Origin of the sequence: Acidaminococcus sp., from assembly GCA_022482815.1 — a bacterium.
In the GTDB taxonomy this organism is placed as follows: Bacteria; Bacillota; Negativicutes; order Acidaminococcales; family Acidaminococcaceae; genus Acidaminococcus.
Genome location: JAKVOM010000001.1, coordinates 1,228,971 through 1,245,795 on the forward strand (window position 1 = coordinate 1,228,971; position 16,825 = coordinate 1,245,795).

Consider the following 16,825-nt stretch of genomic DNA (forward strand, 5'->3'; position numbering starts at 1 on the left):
TCTGACATTCTCTCATATCCTTCCCGAATCACGGTTGACCGTTTTTCTATTTAATGAGATAATACAATTACGGTGGAATATAAGGGATAAATTTGTCGTAATTTTATTTTTACTTATACTTGTATAGTAAGCAGCGCCTCAGGCGAGGGGAGGAATTTTTATGACCATCAGTTGTGTTGCACCTCATGCACAAGGAAAAATCAATCGTGACCGTATTTTTGGAGCTAGTGATGCGGCTCAGAAACGCATAAAACAAATTGGTGCCGAGAAGGTAACAAATGCCACTATCGGTTCTATCCTGGATAACGATGAAAAATTTGCCGTTCTTCCGACGGTCAGTAAAATTTACCGCAGCCTGAAGGATACAGATTATTTCAAGTATGCCCCGATTGTTGGCCTGGGCGATTATCAGGAACTGGTACAAAAGGCCTGCTTTGGCGAGTCTCGTCCGGAAGGCGTGTACACAGCGGCTGTCGCTACGGCCGGCGGTACGGGTGCCGTCCATCATTCTATCTGGAACTACACGATGCCCGGCGATACTGTCATCACGTCCGACTGGTACTGGGGCCCTTACAAGGTTCTCTGCCGCGATATGAACCGTGAACTCGATACCTATCCGCTGGTAACGGCAGACAGAAAATTCAACTTGAAAGGTCTGACCGACAAGGTTCATGAAATCGTGGCCCGTCAGGACCGCGTAGAAGTCATCATCAATACGCCGGCTCACAACCCGACCGGATTCAGCCTGACGCCGGACGAAATTACCGACGTTCTCCATATGCTGGAAGATTCTATTTCCGGTACAAAGAAGACGGCTGTGCTCGTTCTTGATGTCGCTTACCTCGACTACGCCGGCGAACGCGAAGAAGTCCGCAAGATTTTCCGCAGCCTGGGTCACCTGCCTGAGAACATTTTCGTGCTCATCTGCTACAGCATGTCTAAGAGCTTCACTATGTACGGCATGCGCTGCGGCGCCCTCATCGGCGTATCCTCCAGCAAGGAACAGATTGAAGAATTTGTCAACGTCAACAAGGTGTCCTGCCGTTCTACCTGGTCTAACTGCAGCCGCGGGGCTATGACAACGTTGAATACGATTTATCAGAGTGAGGAACTCCTGAACAAGATTCAGGATGAACGCAATTATTACTATAAGATGGTACAGGAACGCGGCGATGTGTTCACGAAGGAAGCAGAAGCCTGCGGCCTCAACATGGTGCCGTATATTTCCGGTTTCTTCCTGTCCATTCCGGCTAAGGATTCCCAGGCCGTCTGCGACAAGCTGCATGATGACGATATCTTCTGCGTGCCGCTGGCTGCCGGTGTCCGCGTAGCTGTCTGCGCTGTACCGCTGAAAAAGATTTACGGTATGGCTGCTAAGATCAAGAAGGCAATGGATGCCTGCGGGGAATAAGTAAAAGATTAGGAAGTCTCATTGAGAGATTAGATAGGTTGTTCACGTAGATAGTAATGTAGGAAGGGCTTTGGCTTAATCGGAGTATCCTTAGGCCGGAGCCCTCTTTTGTGAAAAGAGTTCGGAATCCGCTGTCCTTTCCGGATTCCGGGCCATCGTGCGAAAGTTGGGGTACGTGCTTTTGCACGACATCGGAAGGAGTTAAAAAATATGCAAATAATCGGACCGGACGGAGTTACAAAAGAATACACAGATGGAACTACCCTTGCTCAGATTGCCAAGGATTATCAGAACCGGTTTTCTTCTCCCATCGCCGTCGGTTTCCTGGACGGACGTGCCACCCCGCTGCCGCTTGCACCGCAGGGCGGGGAACACGTGAATTTCCTTGACCTGAATAGCCCTGAGGGCTATAGTACGTATATCAGTACCTTTTTGTTTACGCTCATTGCTGCCATGAGGCAGATGCGCCCCGAGGTGTGGCTCGAAGTACAAAATACCTTCGGCAACGCTCTCTATTGTGACATCAAGAACAGAATCGTCCTGAGTAAATATGATTTGGCGGACATCACAAAATGTATGCAGGATATGATTGACAAAGATATGCCCGTCGAGGTCATTGTCAAGAAAAAAGCCGAAGCCTGGCCGTATATCCATCCTAAATTTTATCAGGATCAGGCCCCGCTGCTTTCCGCATTGCCGGAAGATTCGACAGTCAACGTGTATCAGCTCGACGGCGTCCGCGCCTACTTTGTACAGCCGTTGCTGCCGAGTCTGGGGTACCTCAAGAAATTTGAACTTAAGTCAATGGGTTCCGGCCTCCTGCTGCGCTACGGCAAACAAGGTTCTTATGACCAATTGGAGCCTTTCCGGGAACGCAAAAAACTCGCGGCCGTCTATGCTGAGTCCGAAAAAATGGGACAGCGCATGCACTGCCCGACCGTGGCGGCCCTGAACCAGTTCATCGAACGGGGCGACAGCCGCGGCATCATCCAGATGTGCGAAGCCCAGCATGAAAAACGGATTGCCCAGATTGCCGATATTATTGCCAGCGAAGATGAGGGCGTGCGTCTTGTGCTCATTGCCGGTCCTTCTTCTTCGGGCAAGACGACGTTTTCCCAGCGTCTGGCTGTCCAGCTGCGAGTCAACGGGCTGCGTCCTATTCCTATCAGCATGGATAACTATTTCAAGGAACGCAAGGACACGCCGAAGCTTCCCGATGGCAGTTATGATTTTGAAAGTATCGATGCCCTTGATGTTGACTTATTTAACAGCCAGTTGGAAAAATTACTCAAGGGTGAAATGGTCGAAATTCCGCATTTCAGTTTCAAGTCGGGAGAACGTTCCTACCGGGGTCAGAAAGAACAGCTCGGCAACGACGGTGTTGTTATCGCTGAGGGCATTCACGGCCTGAACGAAGTCGTATCGGCTTCCGTCCCGAAGGACCAGAAGCTGAAGCTTTATATCAGTGCCCTGACGCCGCTGTCTTTTGATGATTATAACCGCATCCCGACGACGGATATGCGCCTTTTGCGCCGTATGGTCCGCGATTCGAAATTCCGTTCGCACGATCCTCTGATGACCATCCGCAACTGGCACAAGGTCCGCGAAGGAGAGGAAAAATATATCTTCCCGTTCAGTGAAGAAGCAGATATCATGTTCAACACGACGCTCATTTATGAGCTTGCCGTGTTTAAAAAATACGCATACCCGCTGCTTGAGAGTATTCCTCATTCGGAGCCTGAATTCGTGGTGGCCCGCAAGCTGATGGATATGCTGAATGTCGTCCAATCCATTGATGACGAAGCAATACCGAATAACTCGATTATGCGTGAATTCATAGGAAATTCTATTTTTGGTGATTTGTTGTGATGAAGGAGGTTGTGTCTATGCACATTTCTGAAAGAACGCTTGCTATTCCTACTTCGCCTATTCGTAAGCTGGCACCGCTGGCTAACAAGGCGGAGAAGGCAGGGAGAAAGATTTACCATCTGAATATTGGTCAGCCTGATGTAGAAACACCGAAAAGCTTCTTCGAAGCAACGACAGCTTTCCGTCCGAAAGTCCTGTCCTACGGTCAGTCCCAGGGCCGGGAAGAACTGATTAATGCCATTCTCAAGTACTACAAAGCCTGGGGGATGGACTTTGACTATGACAACGTCTACATCACAAACGGCGGCAGCGAAGCCATTTCCTTTGCTGTCATGACTACTTGTGACCCCGGCGACAATGTGTTGATGTTTGAACCGTTCTACGCCAACTACAAGAGCTTTGTAGGTGCTTACAACGTCAAAATCAACGGCGTGCCGACGTCTCCCGATAAAGGCTACCATCTTCCGGATGAGGCCGAAATCGAAAAGCACATCGACAGTCATACCCGTGCTATCCTGCTTTCCAACCCGGGGAACCCGACGGGTGTTATCTACACGGAAGAAGAAATGGACATAATCTCCCGGATCGTGCGCAAGTATGACCTGGCCCTGATTGCCGATGAAGTATATCGTGAGTTCGTCTATGATGGCAAATTCAAGAGCTTCGGCACCATGCCGGAACTGAATGATAACCTGATTATTATCGACTCCGTGTCGAAGCGCTACAGTGCCTGCGGTGCCCGTATCGGCTGCGTCATTTCCCGCAACAAGGACCTCTGCGCACAACTCTTGAAGTGCTGCCAGTCCCGTCTGTCCGTATCCCAGCTCGACCAGGCCGGGGCAGCCGGACTCTACACGACGCCGAAATCTTACTGGGAGGATGTCCGCATGGAATATACCCGTCGCCGCGATACTATCAAGGCAGCGCTCGATGCGATGCCGGGAGTGATTTCCTCCCAGCCGAAAGGCGCTTTCTACGTCATGGTGAAATTCCCCGTTGACGATATCGAGAAATTTGCTTCCTGGCTGCTGACGGACTTCAACATCGACAATGAAACCGTCATGATTACGCCGGGCAACGGCTTCTACGCCTCCTCTCCGGACCGCGGCAAGGACGAAGCAAGACTTGCCTACGTCCTGAACTGTGACGCCCTGAAACGCGCTATGTACCTCCTCAGCGAAGGTCTGAAGCAGTATCCGGGCACGAAGAAGTAAAATATTACAAAGACAAGGGGGCTGTCGCAAGTGACCGATTTTTAATCCCTGAAATAACTTGCTAAAGGCCCCAATTTGCCTTACTTTTTAGTTGGATATGTTTTGAGATGAAAAAAGGGCGCACGAAATTAAGCAACCCTAAGTTGCTTTTTTTCGAGCGCTCTTTTTGTATCTTTTAGGCCTCTTTTTTCAGCGGATATAAGTGCAAATCCTCTTTGCCGTCTTGAACTTTGTGATGGACCTTCAGGACATTCCGTGCCATGGCACATATTCCCACTGTTACCAGGGCATTTCCTTTGCCTCGGGTTTCTAATCTTCTGACGTTTAATGAATCCTTGAGATCCGCAAAGGCTCCTTCTGCCTGTATACTGCGGTTCATCCTCAGTTCCTTACCATATTCGGAAGTAATGTTCTTCAGGGATTCTGCCCTCAATGCAGCAAAATTCTTCGAGACCACTAATTTCTTGTTTCTTTTCTCCATAGGTGTCCTGCAATTGTTCCCATGGATGCACTGTTCCTTGTAGGGACAACCGCTGCAGTCCTTACATTCGTAATATGTTTTCTCTGACACATATCCCGACCGGTTCTTTACCTGGGTTACTTTGCTGACTTTCAGCAGTCTCCTACCTTTACAGATATACATGTCTTGATCAGGCAAATATGTCATGTTTTCTGCTTTGCCGATGTCGTTCTTATACTTTTTCCTCTTGCTTCTTTCATAATTGTTAGGCTTGATATATGAAGTATACTGATTCTTCTTCAGCCAGACCAAGTTCTCTTCGCTTTCATAGCCTGCATCGGCTACAATGTTTGCAAATTTCTGACCGAAGTGGGCTTCAAATCCTTCAAGAAAAGGAATGAGTGTCCGCATATCTGTGGGATGTGCACTCACATCTGCAAACAAGGTAAAACCGGAATTGTTTGCATATTGGACATTGTATCCCGGCTTTAAGGCGCCATTAAGCATGGCATCTTCTTTCATCCTCATAAAGGTAGCATCCGGGTCTGTTTTGGCAAAGCTGTTCCGTTCCCCACAGATGTGAAGCTGCTTCGTATACACCTTAAGCCGTTTGAGATAGTTAGCTAAAATCTCATAGTACTTCTGTAGAATGGTCTTTCTTTTCCCACATCCGTGAACAAACTCGATTCCCTCAGCCCGCTTTATGACAAGCAGTTTTTTTAGGAGCTTCTTTAAATGACGGATGTGGAAAGTGTTTCCGTAACAGACCTTGATTCCGAAACGTTCCTCGATTTCGGGAACCAGTTGCTCCAGTTTCTCTATGAGTTTGTTCTGGCTGCCTAAGACTCTGTTTTTCCAAACAAATTTGTACTTGTTTGCCACAGATTCAATTTTTGTCCCATCGATGAACAGGCTATCCAGAGTGATGAAACCGCGAGCCAGCAGCCATTTATCCATCTGAATCATGAGTTTCTTGATACATGGTTTTAGATGGAGGGAACAAAATCTTGCAATGGTTGCATTATCCGGAGCTTTTTTCCCATCTAAGAGAAACATGAAATGAGTGTCTCTTTTACAGGATTGCTCTATCTTACGCGAACCACGAATTCCTTCCATACATGCATAAATGACGATTTCCAGCAGCTGAATTGGTGACGTTAATTTATTCTCGACATGAGAATACGTGTCATACAATGCCTTTACATCCATCCCTTCTACCATGGCACGCACCAAGCGAACAGGATCGTCATTAGGGATTTGTACTTCAAAATTTAGAGGAAGAAAAAGTTGATAAGAACTACCAATTTTTGTATAATCCTTTTGTGTAGGTTTGTTTTTTTGCATATTTAAATTCTACACCAAGGCGCGGTCTCATTCAATGAGGCCGCGCCTTGCTTTTGATACAAAAGAGGCCGTCGCAAAATGCGACAGCCCCCTTTTTTTACGCTTTCCGCAGTTTGCCGTCCGCATCAAATAAACAAAAACATATCAGGTTTGACTGGTGAGAAAGGCTACCATCCACCGCAAGCGGTTCCCCTTCCTCCGACGCCGCGTAGCGGTGTGGAAGAAGGTCCTCGTGCAATAATGTTTCGTATTGCCCAATTTATATAAAAATAGCTGCAGAAAATTTAATAGTATGTGCTTTTAATTCTTCATAAAAAGCAAGCCGACATTCTTTTAATAAATGAAAACAAGGCATACGCTTCTTCCGAGACGTACGCCCTGATGGTACACCTCATTTTTCATTTTTTCACAGAAGATTTGCTGTAAGACAGTCGCAGATATAAGGGAGCCGGTGACTAATTCAACGCGCCATCTTCACGCATCTGCGCTGATCTCTCGTTGTTGACAAAAGCTTGACTTACACCCGGTAAATCATCAATTTGTCGCCTGGAGAGATACAGTGCATCTGTATGAATCTGGCACATCTCATTTAGTCATCGTCTCCCTAAAAGACCGGATTGGGACCGCGAAGTCGGAACTGAGCGCGAATGATTCACTAACATAGCGGGAGTGAGAGAAATGATTTCATCTTTAAATAAAGCATACGCTTCTTCCGAAACGTATGCCCTGACATCACACCTGTTTTTAATTTTGTTTCTGATGGACTCTGCTGCAAGACGGTTGCAGATACGCGAAAGGCGGGGGCGGGACCAAAAAGATATAGGGCCTTCGATAATTAATTACACATCAATTCAACTAGTTCGTTCTTACCCTAAGCATTTAGTAAAAAACTAGTTTTCAACACTAACATATTTCATTTTTTCACAGAAGATTTGCTGTAAGACAGTCGCAGATGCAAGGGAACCAATGACTAATTCAACGCGCCATCTTCACGCATCTGCGCTGATCTCTCGTTGTTGACAAAAGCTCGACTTACACCCGGTAAATCATCGCTTTGTCGCCTGGAGAGATACAGCGCATCTGTATGAATCTGGCACATCTCATTTAGTCATCGTCTCCCTAGAAGGACACTGTGGGGCTCAGAAAATGTAGAAATTCGATAATTACAGATCAATCCAGCAAGTTCGTTTTTAACATAGACTAAGCATTTAGCAGAATACTAGTTTTCAGTAATAACATTTTATATTTTTTCACAGAAGATTTGCTGCAAGACAGTCGCAGGTGCGCGAAAGACCGGATTGGGACCGCGAAGTCGTACAAAAAACGTACGTCGAGTGGTCACAATCCGGTCTGACAAAGCAGATGCGATTGGATTCTGCAAATCGCTCTGTGAATTTCCTTTAAAAAGCTCTCAGATAAGATGCGTGTGAGGCCAGCCGAGCACCAGATTATCTGAGGTGCTTTTAATTACGCGTGACAAATTTTATCAAGCCAATCGAACAATTCGGGCAGATCATAATCCCCCGCATGCCCCTCACCCCATGCAGCTTCAAAATTCACATCTTTGTTTTGTTCCTGCACCATCAGGGCCAGCTCGGCCGGAACGGCGAGGGCCGTATCACGGTCCAGGCTGCCGTGGCGGATTCTCCAGTGGGGAGCGACAGTGCCTTTCTTTTCCCGCATCGAGTAGAGCGGATTGAGGAGGTTCGTTACGGTTTCGGGCGCTTCGGCATTGGCATCCGTGCGGTGGCTCATGGAAAAAGCCGTGAAATGGCGGGGCGTGTTATTTTCGGTTCCGAACTCGTCATTTTCCGGTGAAGAGCCGTCGAGCTTATCAAAAGCAGGCGCGGCTTTGAGGCGCGTGGCACTGACGGCGTAGCGGGCAAGGTCCATATCGACGACCTTACCGTCCGAGAATTTCAGCCAGTCAGTCTTGGAGATGTCTACACCCTGGGACTGAGCCTTTTGTGCCGAGGCAATGTAGACGCTCTTGATATAATCCTTGAAGGAACCATTGCCGTTTGCGTCAAGGGTGAGCGGCTTGTGGTCAGCACTCTCAAGGTTCAGGCTATTGAGGTAGGCAGGATAAGCGGCTTTCAGTTCTTTGGACACGGCCTGTTCCTGCGGCGTCATGACGTTTACGGCCGTGCTTTCCGTCGGAGCGTTGAGCGGACGATCCGTCTTTGTCGTCTGTGCGTTCTTGGCTCCGCCCATGGACCCGCGCTGCTGATGGTACTCGTTCACGCCGTTAAAAATCCATTCATAGGCCATATCGGCATGGGTGAGGTCCGTAATCGGGCAGTAAACGCTGGCAGCGAAAATATCATCGCGTTCCTTGGCAGCGCCGATTTCATCAAGATATGGTTCATAGTCGCTGTTATTGCCCGTGGCTCCGAGAAGAGAGGAGAGGGCACCGCCGGCGCTCGTTCCGTTCGAGATAATGCGGTCCGTATTGCCGGCCGGCAGACGGCTGCGGTTGTATCTCAGGTAGCGCACGGCTGCCTTATAGTCCACGATGAGGGCCGGAGCTTTGCCTACGTAAGTCCCGTTCTCATCCTTTGTCGTGCGTCCGCGGATGGCCGGAGCAGCAACGACATAGCCGCGGGACAAGGCGTAGAGCACCGCGTTCGGACCGGCTTCCCTGCGGTTTGTTTCGCTGGGCTCCAGAATTTCTCCCGGCATATAGCCGCCGACACCGTTCGGCATAAAGATCGGTGCAGTTTTTGCCGTGTAACCGTTAATGGTGCCGCCTTCGAGGTAAGCAGCCGGCACGTAGAGGTTCATGGATTCATACGCTACAGCCTTCGGATGGCGGACGTAGACGCGATTTTCATAGACGTAGAAGGGAACAGATTTGCCGTCTACCGTGAGCGCGTCCTTGCGGTCCGGTTTGGCGACAAAAGTGAGGTCATAGGTCTTTTGGCTGACCGACTGGGTCTTTTGCTGACTTACGACCGTAGGGGCTGCTGTCTTGGCAGCGTTTTCTGCCGCGGCGGCTGTGCCCATGGTGCCGATGAGCAGGCTGAGTGCGCCTGAGAGGACGATTTTACTGGATAACATAAAGAATTCACTCCTTTTCTTGGAAGGACAGCATCGTGTGAAAGAATCCCGCCGCTTTCCTCCTGTATAGCAAGGGTATCACGAAGCTTTGCAGGTAGGAAAAAATTTTCGCCGGGACTCATCCATTGCTTGTCCGTTGCTCTTTAGTATATAATGGAAGCCGTGAATCTTTTGTGAATTTTAGAAAGGAGATGACACCATGCCAAATGGCTTTGCTCAATTAAAAGTAGACGCTGCGATGGTGGAAAAATTACATCGCACCGGAAAAGATAAACCGACGCCCGTACAGGAGCGCGCCATCCCGGCCCTTTTGTCCGGACGGGATGTCATTGCCCGTGCCCAGACCGGGGTGGGGAAGACCCTCGCCTTCGTAATTCCGCTTTTTTCCCGGATTGAGCCGGCAAAGGAATACGTCCAGGCTCTCATTCTTTCCCCGACGCGGGAACTCGCCCAGCAGACGGCGGGAGAAATCAAAAAGCTCTCTGACGGGACTACCGTGCGCACCCTGACGGTCAGCGGCGGACGTGATTATGAAGAAGAAAAAAGAAAGCTCGGCAACAAGGCACAGGTCCTTGTGGGCACACCGGGACGTCTCCTCGACCATCTGCGCAAAGGCGACACGAACCTTGGCGGCGTGACGTACCTCGTCCTCGATGAAGTCGACGAGATGCTGCGCCAGGGCTTCGGTGAAGATATCGAAACGCTCCTTTCCCTGATGCCGCAGCCGCACCAGACCATGATGTGCTCGGCAACGCTCGATGAAGAAGTACGGAAACTGGGGCGGCAGATTACCAAAAACGCCATGCTCATTGATATTGCGCCGGAGCAGGCTACGGCTTCGACGATTCAGCAGATCTGCATCAAGGTGAACGAGGATCACAAGCAGGAGGCACTTGCAACGCTCATCCGCCGCTATAATCCCTTCCTGATGCTTGTTTTCTGCGCCAGCAAGGAAAGAGCTATCGAGCTGAGTGACTGGCTCTACGGCGAAGGCTTTAACGTCGACGTTCTCCACGGCGATATGTCTCAGACAAAACGGCGCCAGGTCATGGAAAACTTCCGCAAGGCGAAACTGCAGATTCTCGTTGCCAGTGATATCGCGGCCCGCGGCCTTGATGTCGAAGGCATTACGCAGGTCGTTAATTACGATATTCCCCATGATCCGGACTGGTACGTCCATCGTATCGGCCGGACCGGACGCGCCGGTAACGAAGGAACGGCTATTACATTCTATACGGCCGATGAAACCCGCTGGCTGCAGAATATTGAAAAGAAGCTGAACATCACGCTGGAACGGCAGAACCTTGCCGGTGAAAAAGTGCGCCGGACCATCAAGCCGCCGCGCCCGAAGAAAAAGAAGGTGCCAAAGCGCGGCAAGAGTGCCGTCGGACCCAATAAACGCGGCACGAAATACGCCGAAGCCTCGAGAAAGCAAACGCGGAAATAAGAAACGCACGGCAAAATGGGAAAACTTCGGGCCGGGCGCCTGTAATTTCCCCATTTCCTGCGGCGGGCAGCGTCATTTCGTGCTATAATAAAACCCTACCAATACAAACGAGAGGTGTGTCTTTTATGGATAAAGAAGTTCGTGTACGGTTTGCCCCGAGTCCTACGGGGTATCTGCATATCGGTGGTGCCAGAACCGCCCTGTTTAACTGGCTCTTTGCCAGAAGCCAGGGAGGCAAGATGGTGCTCCGCATTGAAGATACGGACCGCGACCGTCTGAAAAAAGATTCTGTATCCCAAATCATTACCAGCCTGAAGTGGCTCGGCCTGAACTGGGACGAAGGCCCGGAAGTGGGCGGCCCGAAGGGACCGTATTTCCAGTCCGAACGCCTGGATCTTTATCGTAAGTACTGCCAGCAGCTCATTGACGAGGGCAAGGCTTACTATTGCTTCTGCTCCGCTGAGGACCTTGCGGCCCAGCGCGAAAAGCAGCGTCAGCTGAAGCAGCCGTTCCATTATGCCGGTACGTGCCGCGATATCCCACCGGAAGAAGCGAAAAAGCGCGTAGCTGCCGGTGAACCCCATTCCGTACGCATCAAGATTCCCCGTGAAGGCACGATTTCTTTCCATGATATGATTCATGGTGATATTTCCTTTAACGTCGATCAATACGATGATTTTGTTATCATGAAGAGCAACGGCATTCCGACCTACAATTTCGCTGTTGTTGTCGATGACCATCTCATGGGCATGACCCATGTCCTGCGCGCCGAAGAACACGTTTCCAATACGCCGAAACAGCTCTTTGTCTATGAAGCCCTCGGCTGGGAAGCACCGCAGTTTGGTCATATGCCGATGATCCTCGCTCCGGACCGCAGCAAGCTCAGTAAGCGCCACGGTGCAACGAGCGTTGAAGAATTCCGCGACAAAGGGTACCTGCCGGAAGCCATCATCAACTATCTGACCCTTCTGGGCTGGGCCCCCGGCACCGACGAAGAAATCTTCTCCCTGGAAGATACGGTCAAAGTCTTTGATTTCAGCAAGATGAGCCAGAAGGCCGCGGTGTACGACGTGAAGAAGCTGACCTGGATCAACGGGCAGTACCTTTCCAGCCTACCGCTGGACCGTATCGTCGACGCTGCTGTCCCGTTCTTTAAGGCAAAAGGCCTGGTCGATGACGAATATCTTGCTTCGCACAAGGAATATTTTGCTCATCTAGTCGACGTCGTCCGCGTCCGCGTAAAGACACTGGAAGAACTGGCAGACGGCTCTACCTATTTCTTCAAGGATGTGGGCAGCTACGATGAAAAAGGCGATGCCAAGCACTTTAAGCCGGAAGCTGCCGACCTCCTGCAGAAATGCTATGATGCACTGGCTGCGCTCGAACCGTTTAACCTCGAGACGACGGAAGCCGCTTATAACAAGCTTGCCGAAGACCTCGGCCTGAAGCTTGGCAAGATTATCCATCCGACGCGCCTTGCACTGACCGGCCGTACGTTCAGCCCGGGCATGTTCGACGTCATGGTGCTGCTGGGTAAGGAAAAGACCCTGGAACGCATCCAGAAAGCAATCGCTTACATCAAGTCAAAATAAGGAGACATCGTGAAACCCATACTTTGTTTTGATGTGGGGGGAACCTCCATTAAATACGGGCTCACGGATGACACACATCAAGGCAGGCTTCTCCATGCGGGAAGCCTGCCGAATGTTATCCGGAGCGAAGGAGCAGACGCTTTTGTCGCAAGTATCGCTGATATGGCGGTGAAGATGGCAGCAGAACAGCCTCTCGAAGGTATTGCCGTATCCCTCGCGGGCGTCGTAAACAGCAGCACCGGCCAGCTCGTTCGTCCTTCCCAGTATTTTCCGGGACTTACGCAGATTAATCTCGTGGATATTCTGGGGCAAAAGACAGGCCTTCCCGTGACCGTCGAAAATGACGTCAACTGTGCAGCTCTTGCCGAAGCAAAATTCGGAGCAGGGCGCGGCGCTGAAAACTTCCTGTGCCTGACGCTCGGGACCGGTATCGGCGGCGCCATCGTGACGGATGGCAGACTCTACCGCGGCAGCGGCTTTGCCGCCGGAGAATTCGGCCAGGCCAAGTTCGGAAGTGATTTCATTTGGGAAGACTGGGCTTCCGTGACGGCACTATTGGCCGAAGCCAAAAAAGTTTGTCCTCAGGGTACCGAAAAATTGGACGGACGCGCTTTCTTCGCTAAAGTAGCAGAAGGCGACGAAGCGATGTGCAGCGTCCTTACGGAAATGGCCCGCCGCTGGGCCATCGGTCTTACGGCCCTCAGCTGGATCCTGAATCCCGACCGTATCGTCATTGGAGGCGGTATTTCTGCTCAGCACGAATTAATGCAGCAATATCTCGGCGCAGCCCTTGATAAGGAAATGGAGCCGCTGCTGCGGAAGCAGACAAAAATTTGCTTTGCAGAACTTGGAAATACGGCCGGAATGATAGGAGCCGCAGTATTTTTCAAAGAGCAGATGAAGCTGTAGAGTGATAGGAAAAGCTTGCAGACTGGATTTCCGGCAAATCCCGGATGCTCGCCTGCAGGACACAGGGAAAAGTAGGGTGGGAACCAAAAAAATTATCTTAATTCCTTTAAAACCGTTGACAAAATGCGCACTCTCCTATATAATATCACTCGTGACCGTTTTCAAGGATTCACATGATTCCCCGATAGCTCAATGGTAGAGCACTCGACTGTTAATCGAGTTGTTGTAAGTTCGAGTCTTACTCGGGGAGCCAGATGGCCGGGTGGTCAAGCGGTTAAGACACCGCCCTTTCACGGCGGTATCGGGGGTTCGATTCCCCCCCCGGTCACCATCTTTTTTTATGGGCGCTTAGCTCAGCTGGGAGAGCGTCTGCCTTACAAGCAGAATGTCAGCAGTTCGATCCTGTTAGCGCCCACCATTTTCTCTTGATGCACAACGGGGCGTAGCTCAGGTTGGTAGAGCACCTGCCTTGGGAGCAGGGGGTCGTAGGTTCAAATCCTGTCGCTCCGACCAAATATCATGCGGGTGTAGCTCAATGGTAGAGCCCTAGCCTTCCAAGCTAGTTACGTGGGTTCGATTCCCATCACCCGCTCCATTTTCATTTCTATGGCCCTGTAGCTCAGCTGGATAGAGCAACGGCCTTCTAAGCCGTGTGTCGAGTGTTCGAATCACTCCAGGGTCACCAATATGAGAGTAACCTTCCCGATTTCGGGAAGGTTTTTTTATGCTCAAATTAAAAAAGAAAAAACTGCCTTGCCTTTTATTTTTTCAATTTGGAATCGTTTTTGCAGGGTAGAGCTGGTTATCATTCATGTTTTTGCTTTTTTCATGCTAAGATATAAATAACAAAATTTTGCAGAAAGCACGGAGTAAAAGTGCAAAGGAGCAGCATATGACCAAAGACGAGTGCCTTCAGTTTTTAAAAGAGAGAGTTCAGTTCAGTATGTACGAGCATCCTGCCGTTTACAATATGGAAGAAACTCATGCTCTTCATTTGCCCCACGAAGAACAGATTGCGAAGAATTTATTCCTCCGGGATGATAAAAAACGAAACTATTATCTGGTAACCGTACACGGAAGCAGGAAAATCGACCTGAAAGCACTGCAGAAAGAAATCGGCTCGCGCCGTCTGACTTTTGCATCGGAAGCGGATCTGGAGCGGTATCTTGGTGTGAAACAAGGTGCTGTCACGCCGTTAGGTCTTTTAAATGACGCAGAGCATAAAGTAAAATTCTATCTGGACACGGAATTTCGGAATCAACTAATTGGTATGCATCCGATGGAGAATACAGCAACTGTATTTTTAGATGCGGAGGCATTGATGAGCCTTCTCAACGCTGCCGGCTGCGAAGGAAACTGGCTTTCCCTGCCTGCTGCTCTTTAGAAAGCAGCTTTGGCATGTTTTCGAATCGCTGGGCCTTATGTTATACTTACTATAACTTGTGCCGCTGTTAAAGGAGGAATTCCTGTTGCTGCTGTCTGATTATATGATGATTATCATGGCCTTTTTGGCAGGGTTTCGCTGGAATGATAAACGTAGTTTTGCCGTTTGGATTTGCTGTGCGATTTATGTAGTCATCCGGATTGTCCAAATAAAAAAAGCAAGAAAAAATAAATAAATTCTTATTTCCAGGAGGGATGATATGATGAAAAAATCTATCGTATGGCTCTTAAGTGTGCTTTCTGTTATTTCCTTTGGATATCATGTGGAAGCAGCACAGCCTTCTTCCTCACAACAAGCGTCGTACCGTATGGCGAAACTGCCCTATGGAACGGGCACACGGTGGACGCTGGATAACTGCTTAGCCCTTCTGCGGCAGGATGATAAAGGTGCCCGGGAATTTTTTAATGGCGGCGAAAAGAATTTGGCGCCCGATGGAAAATCCCTGATTGGCCGGACTTATTTTGTTCGTATTTTCGGTGAAGACCGTAAGGCTTATTCTCTCTATGGAGAAGACGGCCGGGTCGATGCGATTACGATTCCTTTGAAAAATCCGGACGCTTCTGTCTATCTTTCGAGTCTTGAAAGGATTTATGGAAAAGCAGACGTCATTAAGAACAGACCGGGCGAAGGCGGGTCTACTTACCACGCCTGGAAGCTGCCGGGAGCACTGCTGCGGCTTTACCAGAATTACGGCTCCTCAGCATTGGAAATTGTTTGTGTACGGGTGAACTTATTGTACTCAGACCCTTCCGGAAATCAAAATTGGCTGCCAAAGGGCACAAAAGAAGTGAAAGCAGAAACGCAGCCACTGTCAGTACTTGAAAACGCGATTCGCAAGTACTATGGGATTTCCGGGGACGCAAAGGAGAAAACACGGTATCAATATAATTACGTGGACCTTGACGGCGATGGCAAAAAGGAAATCTTCGCAGTGGTTTCCGGTCCTTATACAAGCGGTACCGGCGGCGACTCGGCGCTATGGGGACAAATTGAGAATGGTACTTTTAAAGTAAGACAGGCTTTTACCTTGATGCGGACGCCGATTCTTGTCAAGGAAAATTCCGGTTCAGGGGAGAAAAATCTGATTTTGCGCCGCAGCGGAGGCGGTGCCCCTGCGGAAATTGTAGAAATGAGCCTTAGAAACGGGCAGTTCGTCCCGATCTCTTCGGCAGGATCCGTCAAACCAGATGAAGTGCTTCAAGGTACAGCCATTTTGTGCGGCGGAAAAAGCTTCGAGCTCCGTCAGTAAAAGAGAAAGCAGCATGGATACAAAACAAGTGCTGGCATTTGCGAAAAAACATGGTTTTGACGGCATTATTCATCGGGGAAATCAGAATGGATTTGATGTATATGAGCCCTATTCCTTTGGCGGACCGGAATGTTCACTCATTGTGAAACCGAAAAAAATATTGGTCAAGGGAAAAGAAATCATCATTACTGATGAAAAGTAAAGAGGATAGCTGGGAAATTGAACCAAATACGGACATTCTTGAACCCGGAAAGGCAGGAAAGGTGTTAGATATACTAAAAAATAAAGTCCTGCCGTGCTTCATTCTGCGATGCCGGATCTTGATGCCTATCGGTGTACTGGAATCGACATGCCTTCGGGCGTATGGTCGTAATGGGAAAAGAACTTGGTATCCCAACGCCCTATAACGCGTTTGCTTACTATGTCATCAAAGCCTTGGAAGAAAAAAACGACGGAAAGTTTAATTATTGAATAAAAATAGAAATAAAAAGCCGGTTCAAAATGACAAACCGGCTTTTTATAAGGAATAACAAATAAACCTTTAGAAAATTTATATGCTAATGTCTTGACATGGCTACAATGGGCCTCAATCAGAATGGTTTACCGATATATGCCGTAAAAGTAACCTAAATTTTCAGGATATATTCAATTTGTTTCAAGTCCATAATATATCACCTCGCCTGTGCTCTTAAAAAAATAGAGAGCAAAACTAAATATTATCAATTTGTATTATAATAAAACGTTCTATACAATAAAGTCAAAAGATCCGGAAAAGGAAGCAGTCGGGGAGACTTATTTTGTTTTTTTTTTGATTAATAATCAGAAT

12 protein-coding genes and 6 tRNA genes are annotated in these 16,825 nt (G+C 49.0%); 16 read left to right on the forward strand and 2 right to left on the reverse strand.

What is annotated here, in order from left to right; all coding sequences use genetic code 11:
- Window positions 1-160: 160 nt before the first annotated feature.
- From LKE33_05395 to LKE33_05405, 3 genes are all read left to right on the forward strand, one after another.
- Window positions 161-1,411, forward strand: a complete 1,251-nt coding sequence (locus LKE33_05395; protein ID MCH3950357.1) for an aminotransferase class I/II-fold pyridoxal phosphate-dependent enzyme — start codon at window positions 161-163, stop codon at window positions 1,409-1,411.
- A 210-nt stretch (window positions 1,412-1,621) separates the two neighbouring features.
- Window positions 1,622-3,280, forward strand: a complete 1,659-nt coding sequence (locus tag LKE33_05400; GenBank protein MCH3950358.1) for a nucleoside kinase — start codon at window positions 1,622-1,624, stop codon at window positions 3,278-3,280.
- A gap of 17 nt (window positions 3,281-3,297) precedes the next feature.
- Window positions 3,298-4,494 (forward strand): pyridoxal phosphate-dependent aminotransferase, encoded by a 1,197-nt coding sequence (locus LKE33_05405; protein ID MCH3950359.1) that lies wholly within the window; start codon window positions 3,298-3,300, stop codon window positions 4,492-4,494.
- Window positions 4,495-4,669: 175 nt separating this feature from the next.
- On the opposite strand, the gene LKE33_05410 is transcribed toward LKE33_05405, so the two are convergent.
- On the reverse strand, window positions 4,670-6,298 hold the full coding sequence (locus LKE33_05410; protein MCH3950360.1) for an IS1182 family transposase: 1,629 nt from the start codon (window positions 6,296-6,298) through the stop codon (window positions 4,670-4,672).
- A gap of 1,467 nt (window positions 6,299-7,765) precedes the next feature.
- Window positions 7,766-9,358 carry a S9 family peptidase gene (locus tag LKE33_05415; protein ID MCH3950361.1) on the reverse strand — a complete coding sequence of 531 codons (1,593 nt, stop codon included), beginning with the start codon at window positions 9,356-9,358 and terminating at the stop codon, window positions 7,766-7,768.
- A gap of 199 nt (window positions 9,359-9,557) precedes the next feature.
- On the opposite strand from LKE33_05415, the gene LKE33_05420 reads away from it, so the two are divergent.
- From LKE33_05420 to LKE33_05480, 13 genes are all read left to right on the forward strand, one after another.
- Window positions 9,558-10,805: a DEAD/DEAH box helicase gene (locus LKE33_05420; protein ID MCH3950362.1), complete on the forward strand. Its 1,248-nt coding sequence runs from the start codon at window positions 9,558-9,560 to the stop codon at window positions 10,803-10,805.
- A gap of 125 nt (window positions 10,806-10,930) precedes the next feature.
- Window positions 10,931-12,397, forward strand: coding sequence for a glutamate--tRNA ligase (gene gltX, locus LKE33_05425; GenBank protein MCH3950363.1), 1,467 nt, complete (start codon window positions 10,931-10,933; stop codon window positions 12,395-12,397).
- 9 nt (window positions 12,398-12,406) lie between these two features.
- Window positions 12,407-13,306 carry an ROK family protein gene (locus LKE33_05430; GenBank protein ID MCH3950364.1) on the forward strand — a complete coding sequence of 300 codons (900 nt, stop codon included), beginning with the start codon at window positions 12,407-12,409 and terminating at the stop codon, window positions 13,304-13,306.
- Window positions 13,307-13,484: 178 nt separating this feature from the next.
- Window positions 13,485-13,559, forward strand: a tRNA-Asn gene (locus tag LKE33_05435).
- A 3-nt stretch (window positions 13,560-13,562) separates the two neighbouring features.
- Window positions 13,563-13,637: transfer RNA gene (locus tag LKE33_05440), tRNA-Glu, on the forward strand.
- A gap of 11 nt (window positions 13,638-13,648) precedes the next feature.
- Window positions 13,649-13,724 (forward strand) — tRNA-Val (locus LKE33_05445).
- A gap of 18 nt (window positions 13,725-13,742) precedes the next feature.
- Window positions 13,743-13,819: transfer RNA gene (locus tag LKE33_05450), tRNA-Pro, on the forward strand.
- A gap of 8 nt (window positions 13,820-13,827) precedes the next feature.
- Window positions 13,828-13,901 (forward strand) — tRNA-Gly (locus LKE33_05455).
- A gap of 13 nt (window positions 13,902-13,914) precedes the next feature.
- Window positions 13,915-13,991, forward strand: a tRNA-Arg gene (locus LKE33_05460).
- Window positions 13,992-14,198: 207 nt separating this feature from the next.
- Window positions 14,199-14,690 (forward strand): prolyl-tRNA synthetase associated domain-containing protein, encoded by a 492-nt coding sequence (locus LKE33_05465; protein ID MCH3950365.1) that lies wholly within the window; start codon window positions 14,199-14,201, stop codon window positions 14,688-14,690.
- 85 nt (window positions 14,691-14,775) lie between these two features.
- On the forward strand, window positions 14,776-14,925 hold the full coding sequence (locus tag LKE33_05470; GenBank protein ID MCH3950366.1) for a hypothetical protein: 150 nt from the start codon (window positions 14,776-14,778) through the stop codon (window positions 14,923-14,925).
- A 24-nt stretch (window positions 14,926-14,949) separates the two neighbouring features.
- Window positions 14,950-15,999: a hypothetical protein gene (locus LKE33_05475; GenBank protein MCH3950367.1), complete on the forward strand. Its 1,050-nt coding sequence runs from the start codon at window positions 14,950-14,952 to the stop codon at window positions 15,997-15,999.
- Window positions 16,000-16,012: 13 nt separating this feature from the next.
- Complete coding sequence (locus LKE33_05480) at window positions 16,013-16,201, forward strand: hypothetical protein (protein ID MCH3950368.1); 189 nt, start codon at window positions 16,013-16,015, stop codon at window positions 16,199-16,201.
- Window positions 16,202-16,825 lie beyond the last annotated feature (624 nt).